Origin of the sequence: Rhodococcus xishaensis, assembly GCF_004011825.1 — a bacterium.
GTDB lineage: Bacteria > Actinomycetota > Actinomycetes > Mycobacteriales > Mycobacteriaceae > Prescottella > Prescottella xishaensis.
This window is the reverse complement of record NZ_RKLO01000005.1, coordinates 163,260-175,399: the sequence shown is the minus strand read 5'-3', so window position 1 is coordinate 175,399 and position 12,140 is coordinate 163,260. Positions and strand designations below refer to the sequence as shown.

The 12,140-nt window shown below is 67.4% G+C and carries 11 protein-coding genes and 1 pseudogene; 8 read left to right on the top strand and 4 right to left on the bottom strand.

The window, feature by feature from the left end:
* The first annotated feature begins 142 nt into the window (after window positions 1-142).
* Window positions 143-1,489, top strand: coding sequence for a 4-aminobutyrate--2-oxoglutarate transaminase (gene gabT / locus EGT50_RS13045; RefSeq protein WP_127955079.1), 1,347 nt, complete (start codon window positions 143-145; stop codon window positions 1,487-1,489).
* A 15-nt stretch (window positions 1,490-1,504) separates the two neighbouring features.
* On the opposite strand, the pseudogene EGT50_RS13040 reads toward gabT, so the two are convergent.
* Window positions 1,505-2,275, bottom strand: a pseudogene (locus tag EGT50_RS13040) (PIG-L family deacetylase); the annotation flags it as partial.
* A gap of 106 nt (window positions 2,276-2,381) precedes the next feature.
* Here EGT50_RS13040 and mshA point away from each other — a divergent pair.
* A complete protein-coding gene (gene mshA / locus EGT50_RS13035; protein ID WP_164873409.1) occupies window positions 2,382-3,785 on the top strand; it encodes a D-inositol-3-phosphate glycosyltransferase in 1,404 nt (467 codons plus the stop codon).
* Window positions 3,782-4,309: a type III secretion system chaperone family protein gene (locus EGT50_RS13030; protein ID WP_127955076.1), complete on the top strand. Its 528-nt coding sequence runs from the start codon at window positions 3,782-3,784 to the stop codon at window positions 4,307-4,309. The genes mshA and EGT50_RS13030 overlap by 4 nt, the downstream gene beginning before the upstream one ends.
* Before the next feature lie 24 nt (window positions 4,310-4,333).
* Here EGT50_RS13030 and mdlC read toward each other — a convergent pair whose 3' ends face one another.
* Window positions 4,334-5,920, bottom strand: a complete 1,587-nt coding sequence (gene mdlC / locus EGT50_RS13025) for a benzoylformate decarboxylase (protein ID WP_127955075.1) — start codon at window positions 5,918-5,920, stop codon at window positions 4,334-4,336.
* A 225-nt stretch (window positions 5,921-6,145) separates the two neighbouring features.
* Between mdlC and EGT50_RS13020 the strand changes: the two genes are divergently transcribed.
* From EGT50_RS13020 to EGT50_RS13010, 3 genes are all read left to right on the top strand, one after another.
* A complete protein-coding gene (locus EGT50_RS13020) occupies window positions 6,146-6,901 on the top strand; it encodes a phosphoglyceromutase (protein WP_206615832.1) in 756 nt (251 codons plus the stop codon).
* A 204-nt stretch (window positions 6,902-7,105) separates the two neighbouring features.
* Window positions 7,106-8,311, top strand: coding sequence for a sensor histidine kinase (locus EGT50_RS13015; RefSeq protein WP_127955073.1), 1,206 nt, complete (start codon window positions 7,106-7,108; stop codon window positions 8,309-8,311).
* 31 nt (window positions 8,312-8,342) lie between these two features.
* Window positions 8,343-9,032, top strand: a complete 690-nt coding sequence (locus tag EGT50_RS13010) for a response regulator transcription factor (RefSeq protein ID WP_127955072.1) — start codon at window positions 8,343-8,345, stop codon at window positions 9,030-9,032.
* A gap of 30 nt (window positions 9,033-9,062) precedes the next feature.
* Here the strand turns inward: EGT50_RS13010 and EGT50_RS13005 are convergent, their stop codons facing one another.
* Entirely contained in the window at window positions 9,063-9,995 is a 933-nt protein-coding gene (locus EGT50_RS13005) for a hypothetical protein (protein ID WP_235870742.1), read from the bottom strand.
* Between EGT50_RS13005 and EGT50_RS13000 the strand changes: the two genes are divergently transcribed.
* Window positions 9,933-10,886, top strand: coding sequence for a Ppx/GppA phosphatase family protein (locus EGT50_RS13000; RefSeq protein WP_127955070.1), 954 nt, complete (start codon window positions 9,933-9,935; stop codon window positions 10,884-10,886). The genes EGT50_RS13005 and EGT50_RS13000 overlap by 63 nt on opposite strands.
* A 58-nt stretch (window positions 10,887-10,944) precedes the next feature.
* On the opposite strand, the gene EGT50_RS17275 is transcribed toward EGT50_RS13000, so the two are convergent.
* Window positions 10,945-11,556: a hypothetical protein gene (locus tag EGT50_RS17275; RefSeq protein ID WP_127955069.1), complete on the bottom strand. Its 612-nt coding sequence runs from the start codon at window positions 11,554-11,556 to the stop codon at window positions 10,945-10,947.
* Window positions 11,557-11,566: 10 nt separating this feature from the next.
* On the opposite strand from EGT50_RS17275, the gene EGT50_RS17270 reads away from it, so the two are divergent.
* A complete protein-coding gene (locus tag EGT50_RS17270; RefSeq protein WP_127955068.1) occupies window positions 11,567-12,136 on the top strand; it encodes a hypothetical protein in 570 nt (189 codons plus the stop codon).
* Window positions 12,137-12,140: the final 4 nt, after the last annotated feature.

Below are 12,140 nucleotides of genomic sequence, written 5' to 3'. Positions count from 1 at the left end.
GCTCTGCGACTCGTCGAGATCGTGAACGAGAGCCGCTCGCACCTGCCATTCTGGGAGATGTAGCGCCATGTGAGTAGGGCACATTGGTAGCGCCACCACCGGTGGACGCCCGCGTCACAACATTTTTCGGAGGAAATCTCCCATGCGTACCATTTCCTACCGTCTTCCCCAGGAACGGGCACTCGTCACCGAACTGCCGGGCCCCAAGTCCATCGAGTTGGCCGCGCGCCGCCGCGCGGCGGTCGCAGCCGGTGTCGGTTCCAGTGTCCCCGTCTACGCGGCCGACGCGGACGGTGGTGTGGTCGTCGACGTCGACGGCAACTCGCTGATCGACCTGGGCGCGGGGATCGCCGTCACCAGCGTGGGTGCATCGGATCCGAGGGTGGCGGCCGCGGTGCGGGAGCAGGTCGGCCGGTTCACCCATACGTGCTTCATGGTCACGCCGTACGAGAGCTATGTGCAGGTCGCGGAGGAGCTTGCCGCCCTCACCCCCGGCGACCACGACAAGCGCACCGCTTTGTTCAACTCCGGCGCGGAGGCCGTCGAGAACGCGATCAAGGTGGCGCGCCTGGCCACTGGGCGGGACGCCGTCGTCGCCTTCGACCACGCCTATCACGGCCGCACCAACCTGACGATGGCGCTGACAGCGAAGTCGGTGCCGTACAAGAAGAACTTCGGGCCGTTCGCGCCCGAGATCTACCGGATGCCGATGTCGTACCCGTTCCGCGACGAGGCCGGTCTCACCGGCGAGCAGGCCGCCCGGCGTGCGATCAGCCGGATCGAGAATCAGATCGGCGCGGAGTCGGTGGCAGCGGTCATCGTCGAACCGATTCAGGGTGAGGGTGGATTCATCGTTCCCGCAACAGGATTCCTCCCGACGTTGGTCGCATGGGCGCGCAGCAACGGCGTGGTTTTCATCGCTGACGAAGTCCAGACCGGCTTCGCTCGCACGGGTTCCTGGTTCGCGTGCGAGGACGAACGGATCGTCCCGGACATCATCGCGATGGCCAAGGGCATCGCAGGTGGCCTGCCGCTATCGGCCATCACCGGCCGCGCCGATCTGCTCGACAAGGTGCACGTCGGTGGCTTGGGCGGTACCTACGGTGGCAACCCAGTCGTGTGTGCTGCTGCCCTCGCCGCATTCGCGACGATGCGCGAGTTCGAACTGCCGGCCCGTGCCCGCCGGATAGGTGAGATCGCGACGCGTCGGCTGCGAGCCCTCGCTGAGGAGGTTCCCGCCGTGGGTGACGTCCGCGGTCGTGGAGCGATGATCGCGATCGAACTGGTTGTGCCGGGCACTACCGAGCCGGACGCCTACCTCACCAGGGCCGTCGCGGCGAACGCCCTCGAGCAGGGTGTCATCGTGTTGACCTGCGGCACCTACGGCAATGTGATCCGTCTGTTGCCGCCCTTAGTGATCGGCGACGACCTGCTCGAAGACGCCCTGACCGTGCTCGACGGCGCGATCCGCGCTGCCGCCTCGGTCTGAGGCGCTCACACCCTCCAGCGGGAGGGCGGTCTCCCTCGCTCCCGCCGGTGTGCCGTGGCGACGGAACCACTCCCGGCCGAACGCGGCCTGCAGCTGTTCCTCGGGCATGTGCAGAAACGGTCCGAAGTCGCCTATCTGTGTCTCGTACGCGAACATCGCCGCCCGCTTCGCGGCGAGCACCGTGCTCACGTCGATGACCGTCGTGATCTCCGAGTCGGGCAGGCCGAATGTGTCGAGATCCGGCGGTTGCGCATCCTCGGTCCACTCGGGGTTGGACTGTGTCAGCCCACGAATGTGGTCGCGATTGATCGTGGCCTCGTACACGTGCGGCACGTTCGCCAATTCGGCCGCGCGCACCCCCACGCGGTGCACCTGAATGTGGTCAGGATGTCCGTAGCCCCCGTTGGGGTCGTAGATCGTCAGGACATCCGCGGACTCCTCGGCGAGGATCTCGGCGAGCCGGGCAGCCGCAGTGTCGACGTCGATGTTGCAGAATGCGTCCGGATTCGCGTTGCCCGCCGTCCCAGCCATGCCGGAATCGGCGTAGTGCAGCATCACCACCCGGTGCGCGCCCAAGGCGCTCGTCGACGCCTCGAGTTCGCGGCGGCGACGCTGCGCGAGGGTCTCACCGTCAGTGAGCAGCCCGTCCGGAACCTGGCCGAGTGCGCCGTCGGTCGCGGTGACCACGACGACGCGGTGGCCGGCATCGGCAGCCTGCCGCATCACTCCGCCGGTCAGGAATACCTCGTCGTCGGGATGTGCATGGAAGCAAACCAGAACGCTCATGAGTTGAATGTTCACATACGGGCCCGACAGTGTCGTACGGGGAAGGTCGTACGGGGAAGGTCCTCGTACCGGACAGGGCGGCGCACCGGGAAGGGTGCGGGGTTCCATGGCGTGGTTGCAGGTGCAATTACCCGACGGCAGCGCGACAGGGCACTATGGACGCGTGACACCCAAGCACAGCGCGGAACCCCGACGGGTCGCCGTCCTCTCCGTACACACCTCGCCGCTAGCCCAGCCAGGCACCGGTGACGCGGGCGGAATGAACGTGTACGTGTTGCAGACCGCGATCCAACTTGCTCGTCGCGGTGTCGAGGTGGACATCTTCACCCGCGCGACGTCGTCGGACGATCCGTTGGTGCAGGAGGCCGCGCCCGGTGTCCGCGTCCGCAATGTCGAGGCCGGTCCGTACGAGGGCCTCGACAAGCACGCGCTGCCGACGCAGCTGTGCGCGTTCGCGGCGGGGGTGTTGCGTGAGGAGGTGCGGCACGAGCCTGGCTACTACGACCTCGTGCACTCGCACTACTGGCTGTCGGGCCAGGTCGGCTGGCTTGCACGGGACCGGTGGGGCGTACCTCTGGTCCACACCGCACACACCCTCGCGGCGGTGAAGAACGCCTCCCTCGCCGACGGCGACACCCCGGAGCCGGCGGCCCGCCGGATCGGTGAGCAGCAGGTGGTCGCGGAGGCCGACCGTCTGACGGCCAACACCGCCGAGGAGGCCGCCCAGCTCACTTCGATCTACGGGGCGTGCGCGGACAACGTCGACGTCGTCGCCCCGGGCGCCGATCTCGAGTGCTATCGGCCCGGAGACCGCCGCGCGGCGCGGGTCGCTCTCGGACTGGACCCGTCCGAGACGATCGTGACGTTCGTCGGACGGATCCAGCCGCTCAAGGCGCCCGACGTCTTGCTGCGGGCCGCGGCCGAGGTGATGGCCCGCGAGGCGGACCTACCGTTGCGGGTGCTGGTCGTCGGCGGACCGTCCGGCACGGGCCTCGAGAGGCCCGATTCGCTGATCGAGCTCGCCGCGTCACTGGGAATCTCGGCGCGGGTGACCTTCCTGCCCCCGCAGCCGCCCGAGAAGCTGGCAGCTGTCTACTGTGCATCGGACCTGGTTGCGGTACCGAGCTATTCGGAATCGTTCGGCCTGGTCGCGATCGAGGCTCAGGCGTGCGGAACCCCCGTCGTCGCGGCCGACGTCGGGGGACTCGGTACAGCCGTGCAGGACGGACGGACCGGGCTGCTCGTGCAGGGGCACCGTATCGACGATTGGGCATCGGCGCTGCAGTCCCTCGTGACGACGCCCGACCGCCTCGACGAACTGGCGGCCAGGGCGCCGCGGCACGCGGAGAATTTCTCCTGGCAACACACCGCCGACGGGTTGCTCGCCAGCTATCAGGCCGCGACCGCGAAGTACCAGCGGATGTCGGAGGGCGGCGAGTTCTCCCCGCGGTCACGGGGGCTGTGGAGGCTGCGCCGCAAGAGTGTCCAACAGGGTGGGGTGCGGATATGAGTGAACTGGATCGAGACCCGGGTGTCGTCGCAGAGGTCATCGGCGGCGCGCTGAAGGAGCGCGAGCTCGACTACACCCGCCGGGGTGAGAACCAGTTCATCGTGAAGTTGCCCGGCGAGCACAAGCTCGGGACGACGGCGCTGCTCACCGTCGGCAACCACGGCGTCCGCGTCGAGGCGTTCGTGTGCCGCAAGCCGGACGAGAACTTCGAGGGGGTCTACAAACATCTCCTGCGCCGCAACCGCCGGCTGTACGGCGTCCACTACACGCTCGACAAGATCGGTGACATCTACCTGACCGGGCGGATCCCGTCGCACGCCGTGACCGGTGACGAGCTCGATCGTGTGCTCGGCCAGGTGCTCGAGGCCGCCGACGGAGACTTCAACGTGCTGCTCGAACTCGGCTTCGCGTCGTCGATCAAGCGGGAATGGGAGTGGCGCGTATCCCGGGGCGAGTCCCTGGCGAACCTGCAGCCGTTCAAGCACCTGGTCGAGGCGCCCGACGAGGTGTCCGAGGAGCGATAGGGCAGCCGCGGAGGCGGTCGCGGTTCAGGGTTCGCTGAAAGCGGTCTCGACCTCGATCACGACTGGGCTGTCGCCGGCCAGTGCCTTCTCGAAAGCCGCGACGAACGCGGTGGGTGTACGAACCGACGTCGCCGTGACCCCGTAGCCCGACGCGATGGCCGCGAAGTCGATCCCGGGGACGTCCAACCCGGGAGTTTCCCCGGCTTCGAGAACCCGCGCGAACCACCGCAGGACGCCATACGTGCCGTTCTTCAGGATCACGATGATGGTCGGTATGTGGTAGTGAGCGGCGGTCCACAGGGCCGTGATCCCGTAGTTGGCGGATCCGTCCCCGATCAGGCCCACCACGCGACGGTCGGGGAGGGCGAGCTGGGCGCCGACCGCGGCGGGAAGTCCCCACCCGAGACCACCGGACGCGGGGAAGAAGTAACTGTTCGGCAAGGACAGGTCCATCTGAGACCAGAAGGCCCCGATCGTCGATGTCGACTCCTTCACGTAAACCACGTCGTCGGGAGCGTTCTCGCGCAGCAACGCGAACAGATGTTCCGGATGAATGGCCTCCGATGACGTTCGGTGCGGTGCGATGTCGGGAAGCGACGGGAGCGCCGGCCGGCGTCCAGGTGTCACGGCATCGGCGAGACGGGTCACAGCGTCGCGTACACCGGTGACCCATGCGTCGCCCATCGGTGCCCGGGCGGCCTCGCTCGGATCGCTGGTCAAGTGGATCAACCGGGTGCCCTCAGGCAGGTAATCGCCGGGTACGAACTGGTGGTAGCGGAAGACCGCGGCTCCAACGACGAGAATCAGGTCGTGCCCGGCGAGCGCGTCGGTCACCTCCTGAACGGCGGCGGGCAGTACGCCCCTGAAGCTGCGGTGGCGGGTGGGGAACGGGCACCTCGACGGCAATGGTGCGACCCACACCGGCGCGTTCAGGGCGTCCGCGAGGCGCACGGCCTCGTCGTTCGCGTGCTCGGCGTCCACCTCGGAGCCGAGGACCAGGACGGGGTGCCGGGCACGGTCGAGAGCCTCGGCGATGGTCTCGAGTTGATCGGCGCTCAGGGAGTTGGCGGGCGCCGTGGTGCGCTCGACCAGGTGCCGGGTCTCGGCGGGTGCTTCCTGGCCCCAGTCGTCGTACGGCACCGACACGTACACCGGCCCCTTGGCTGGCAGGTTCGCGATGTGGATGGCCTGGCTGATGGTCCGGGGTACGTCCTGCGCGCACGCCGGTTCGCTCGACCACTTCACGAGTGGTTTCGGGAGCATCGGTGCGTCGACGTTGGCGAGCATCACCTCCTGGCCGATCGTCGAGCGAACTTGCTGGCCCGCCGTGATGATCAATGGGCTGTGCGCGTACACCGTGTTGGTGAGCGGACCCATCGCATTGCCGGTGCCCGCAGCCGCGTGCAGGTTGACGAATGCCGAGCCGCCCCTCGCTTGCGCGAAGCCGTCCGCCATGGCCAGCACAGCGCCCTCGTGCAAGCCGAGGACGTAGCGGAAGTCGTCGGGCATTCCAGCGAGGAAGGGCAGTTCGTTGGATCCGGGATTGCCGAAGATAGTCGTCAGGCCGTGCGCCCGCAGCACGTCGTAGGTCGCCTGGCTCACGTCAGCCATCGAGAGTTCTCCGTTCGACGGGGACGTCACTCCAATCGCGGGATGACTCCAACCACGTTAGGAAGGCGGATGCAAGAGTTTCAATGACTACTCTCGATCGCCGCGAAAATGACGCCAATCGTCGTCGCGTCGAGTCGCGTGGCCGAGCTGTTCCCGTCCCACGTATCCCCGCCGACGGGGGCGCCCAAAGGCTCGGGCGACCACACGATTACGTGCCATGCCAGGATTGACGGCATGAGTACCGGAACACTCGTGCTGCTCCGCCACGGCGAGAGCGAATGGAACGCGCTGAACCTGTTCACCGGCTGGGTGGACGTGCACCTCACCGACAAGGGCATGGCCGAGGGCAAGCGTGCCGGTGAACTGCTCGCCGAACACCACCTGCTCCCAGACGTTCTGTACACGTCGCTGCTGCGTCGCGCGATCAGCACCGCGAACCTCGCGCTCGACGCCTGCGACCGCCACTGGATCCCCGTCGTGCGCGACTGGCGCCTCAACGAACGCCACTACGGCGCTCTGCAGGGCAAGAACAAGGCCCAGACCAAGGCGGAGTTCGGCGAGGAGCAGTTCATGCTGTGGCGCCGCAGCTACGACACCCCACCCCCGCCCATCGAGGCCGGCAGCGAGTACAGCCAGGACGCGGATCCGCGTTATGCGGACCTGCCGGCGGTTCCGCTCACCGAGTGCCTGCTCGACGTGGTCAAGCGCCTCATCCCGTACTGGGAAGAGACCATCGCCGCCGACCTCGCGGCCGGCAAGACTGTCCTGATCACCGCGCACGGCAACTCGTTGCGGGCGCTGGTCAAGCACCTCGAGGGCATCTCCGACGAGGACATCGCCGGCCTGAACATTCCGACGGGCATCCCGCTGCGATACGACCTGGACGAGAACCTGAGGCCGCTGAACCCGGGTGGCACCTACCTCGACCCCGTAGCCGCCGCGGCCGGAGCCGCCGCCGTCGCGAGCCAGGGTGCCAAGTAGTTCTTCCAAGTAGTTCTGACGAAGATCTGGCTGGGGCCGGCACGTAACGACGTTCGTGCCGGCTCCTTCGCCTTGCGCTGAGCGAATGCCCGTTCGGAAACTAACGGTGAACGAGCAGAAAACGCCAGCTCTCAGTCCTGTGACAGGCGAGTAATCTGTCACACCCGGCCTCGAGATCAGGTTTGCCGAACGTACGATTCAGGTGTGACTGTCGTTCAGGCCGTGATGCTGGCCGCCCTGATCGCCGTCGTCGGTGTTGTCGTTGGCGCAACGGCCGTCCTCCGACTCACCGCTCGTCACGCCCAGCGCCGTCAGTCCCAGACGGGACTGACGCTGTCGCAGGTCCTCGACCTGATCGTTCGCACCTCCGACAGTGGCATCGCGGTCGTCGACAAATTCAACGATGTCGTCCTGTCCAATCCGCGCGCCGAGGTACTCGGCCTGGTCCGCAACCGGACGATCGACGACCGGGCGTGGGTCGCGGCGAGCGAGGTGTTCGAGACCGGTGAACCGGTCGAGGTCGATCTCACGGGGCGCACATCGCTGCGCGGCCACGACAAGCTCGCGGTTCGCGGTGTCGCCCGCCTGCTGAGCGAGGTGGACCCGCAATTCGTCGTCGTAACCGCCGACGACGACTCCGAGCAGGTCCGGATGGAAGCAACCCGCCGCGACTTCGTTGCCAATGTCAGCCACGAACTCAAGACCCCGGTCGGCGCGATGGGTCTGCTCGCGGAGGCACTGCTCGAGTCCGCGGACGATCCGGAGTCGGTGCGTTACTTCGGTCAGCGGGTGCTCAGCGAATCGTCCAGGCTCGGGAACATGGTCAGCGAACTGATCGCGCTGTCGCGGCTGCAGGGCGCCGAGAAGCTGCCCGACCTCGAGGTGGTAGACGTCGACGACGTCGTCGACGAGGCGCTGCGCCGGTCGACGGTGGCCGCCGAGGCCGCCGAGATCACTGTTCACACCGACGCCCTCAGCGGTCTCGAGGTGATGGGCGACCGCACCCTGCTCGTGACCGCGCTGTCCAACCTCGTCGAGAACGCAATCGCATACTCGCCGAAGGGGACCTCGGTGTCGGTCAGTCGGACGGTCCGCGACGGCAACGTTGCGATTGCGGTCACGGACCGCGGAATCGGGATCGCCAAGGAAGACCAGGAGCGCGTCTTCGAGCGCTTCTTCCGGGTGGACAAGGCCCGGTCGCGCGAGACCGGCGGCACCGGGCTGGGGTTGGCGATCGTCAAGCACGTCGCCGCCAACCACAACGGTTCCATCGACCTGTGGAGCCGTCCCGGCACCGGATCCACTTTCACGTTGCAGATCCCCGGACACTTCCCGACCGCATCCGCTGACGAGACTGCTGTTGCCGAATCCCGCAAACCCGCAATGATCGACAAGAGGGCCGCATCCTGAGGCGATGCGGCATGAGCCTGGAGGGGAACCGTTGACGAGTGTGCTGATCGTGGAGGATGAGGAATCGCTGGCCGATCCGCTCGCCTTTCTGCTCCGAAAGGAGGGATTCGAGGCCACCGTCGTCGGTGACGGACCGTCCGCGCTGGCCGAGTTCGAGCGGTCCGGTGCCGACATCGTCCTGCTCGACGTCATGCTGCCCGGGATGAGCGGAACCGACGTGTGCAAGCAGTTGCGTGCCAGGTCGTCGGTGCCGGTGATCATGGTCACCGCCCGCGACAGCGAGATCGACAAGGTGGTGGGACTCGAACTGGGCGCCGACGACTATGTCACCAAGCCGTACTCGGCCCGTGAACTCATCGCCCGGATCCGGGCCGTGCTGCGCCGCGGTACCGACGCCGAAGCCGACAACGGCGCCACGGAAGGCGTCCTCGAAGCGGGCCCGGTGCGGATGGACGTCGAACGGCACCTCGTGCGCGTGGGTGGCGAGCCGGTGTCGTTGCCACTCAAGGAGTTCGATCTACTCGAGTATCTGCTGCGCAACTCCGGCCGGGTCCTCACCCGTGGGCAGCTCATCGACCGGGTGTGGGGTGCCGACTACGTGGGCGACACCAAGACGCTCGACGTCCACGTCAAGCGGTTGCGCGCCAAGATCGAGGCCGACCCCGGCAAGCCGAGGCATTTGGTGACCGTCCGCGGGCTCGGGTACAAGCTCGAGGAGTGACCGATGTGAAGGTCGGTCACGGCGCGGGTGTCAGCCCTGCGAGTGCTGTGCCGTCGCGGCCATCTCGCCTGCGGCTGTGGTCGCAGGATGCACCGCGATCAGGCCCAGGCCCTGACGGCGCCGGCACAGCGACGCCAGTTCGTCGTACGCGGCCTTCCCGAGCAGTTCGGTGAGCTCCGGCGCGTACGACTGCCACACCGGCTCCTGTCCCACGTGTGCATCCGGTGACCCGGAGCAGTACCAGGCAAGGTCCTCGCCGCCCTCGCCCCAGCCGCGGCGGTCGTACTCGGTGATGGTCGTCTCGAGGATCTGTTTGCCGTCTGGGCGGTCCACCCACTCCTGGGTGCGGCGGATGGGCAGCTGCCAGCACACGTCGGGTTTGACCTCGAGCGGCTCGATGCCCTTGCGAAGCGCCATCTTGTGCAGTGCGCAGCCGATGCCGCCCTCGAAGCCTGGACGGTTCAGGAAAATGCACGCGCCCTTGTGCCTGCGGGTCCGCAGCGCGGGCTCGTCCTCGAGGTCGTCCTCCTCGACATACCCCTTCTTCCCCAGGCCCTTCTTCCTGAACTGCCAGTCCTCGGGTGTGAGCATCTTCACGGCGGCGTCCAGCTTCTCCCTGTCCTCCTCGTCGGAGAGGAATGCGCCATGCGAGCAGCAGCCGTCGTCGGGCCGTCCGGCGACCGTGCCCTGGCACGCAGGGGTGCCGAATACGCAGGTCCAGCGCGAAAGCAGCCAGGTCATGTCGGCTTTGATGGAATGTTCGGGGTTCTCCGGGTCGACGAATTCGACCCACTCGCGAGGGAAATCGAGATCGACTTCCGGCGCGGGCAAGATCTTGTGGGAGCCGCCGGTGCTGCCTGCTGTCACAGTGCCCGACCGTAGACCCAGTACCGTAGCCGTGTGCGCCTTGGGGTACTTGACGTCGGAAGCAACACCATCCACCTGCTCGTGGTTGACGCTCATCGTGGTGGGCACCCTACACCCATGAGCTCGACGAAGGCTGCGTTGCGGCTCGCGGAGAACACCGACGCCAAGGGTGACATCACCCGGAACGGTGCGGACCGCCTGGTCGCCACAGTTCAGGATTTCGCCGGCATCGCGCAATCGTCCGGGTGCGGGGAGCTGATGGCGTTCGCGACGTCCGCGGTACGCGACGCCAACAACTCCGAAGCAGTCTTGTCGCGTGTGCGTGCCGAGACCGGGGTGAGCCTGGAGGTGCTGTCCGGCGTCGACGAGGCGCGGCTGACCTTCCTCGCGGTGCGCCGCTGGTATGGCTGGAGTGCCGGGCGCATCCTCAACCTCGACATCGGTGGCGGCTCGCTGGAGCTGACGTGCGGCGGAGACGAGGACCCCGACGTCGCGTTTTCGCTGCAGCTCGGCGCCGGACGCCTCACGCGCGACTGGCTGCAGGAAGATCCGCCGGGCAAGCGTCGCGTCGCAGTGCTCCGGGACTGGCTCGACGCTGAACTGGTGGAGCCGGCGAAGCGCCTGCGCGCGGCCGGGAGTGCAGACTTGAGTGTCGGCACCTCGAAGACGTTCCGATCGCTCGCGCGTCTGACCGGTGCCGCGCCGTCCGGCGCAGGTCCGCGCGTCAAGCGGGCCCTGACGGCGAGCGGTCTGCGGCAGCTGATCGCGTTCATCTCGAGGATGACTGCGTCGGACCGTGCAGAATTGGAAGGTGTGAGTTCCGACCGCTCGCAGCAGATCGTGGCCGGTGCTCTCGTTGCGGAGGCCAGCATGCGCGCGCTGGGGATCGACACGCTCGAGATTTGTCCGTGGGCATTGCGTGAAGGTCTGATTCTTCGCAAGCTCGATACAGACATGGGTGGAGAACTGGTGGTGAGCGCACGATGACTGAGCCTGAAAGTGACAGCCAAGCGATCTCGGTTGCGGAGCTGTTGGCTCGCAACGGTCAGAGAGTTAGCTCCGGTGGCGGTGGACGACGCCGTCGCGGTGCCAAGGGCGGCATCTCGGTCGCCGAACTGACGGGCGACCTGCCGGTCATCGACCAAGAGCGTGGGCCGGCCCCTTCCACCCGGTCCGACGCACAGGTCGACGTGGACAAGACCGCATTGTTCGCAGTTTCCCAAGGCGCGGAGACCGTCGAGGACAAGAAAGCCGCCGCGGGGGAGAAGGGGGCAGCCGAGAAGTCCGGACCGGCCGCCGCCCCGAACGGCGCTGTCCCGAACGGCGGCGCCCCGCCCGCGACGACTTCGTACGCGAAGCCCTCCGGGCTCTCCGATCTTTCTGTGCCCTCGCGTTCGGGGCCGTCGAGTCCTGCCGGGCCCTCGCGTTCGGGGCCGTCGAGTCCTGCCGGGCCCTCGCGTTCGGGGCCGTCGAGTCCTGCCGGGCCCTCGCGTTCTGGGCCGTCGAGTCCTGCCGGGCCTTCGCGTTCGGGGCCGTCGAGTCCTGCCGGGCCTTCGCGTTCGGGGCCGTCGAGTCCTGCCGGGCCTTCACGTTCGGGGCCGTCGAGTCCTGCCGGGCCCTCGCGTTCGGGGCCGTCGAGTCCTGCCGGGCCCTCCAAGCAATGGAACGTGTCGGAGCCTTCCGAGGACGCGAGCGCGACGACGATCATCCCGCAGGTGCCGTCGGGCGAAGGTACCGGCGAATCCGAATCGAAGTTCGAGCCCGAGTCGAAGTTCGAGCCCGAATCGAAGTTCGAGCGTGAACCGAAGCTTCTGTCCGGGTGGTCGTCCACGGACGATCCGCTGGGACAGGGCCGCGACGCGGCGGTCGCCGAACCCGATCACGCCCTGACGGACGATGCGAGCGACGCGGACGACGTCGACTATGTGGCCGACGCGGAGGATGCGGAGCTCTCCGACGTCGAACCCGAGGCGAACCGGGTCAAGCAGTGGGCGGTGCTGGTGGGCCAGGGGGCCGTGGCGGTCGTGGCCGGCGCACTGATGTTCAAGGGCTTCGAGAAGCTGTGGGACACGTTGCCGATGGTCGCGCTCGTCCTGTCTGTCCTCGTGATCGTTGGACTGGTCGCGATGGTTCGGATCCTGCGTCGCACTGACGACGTCACCAGCCTCGTGATCGCACTCGTCGCCGGTGTCTTCGTCACCCTGGGTCCACTGGCCTTCCTGCTCAGTACGAGCTGATCGG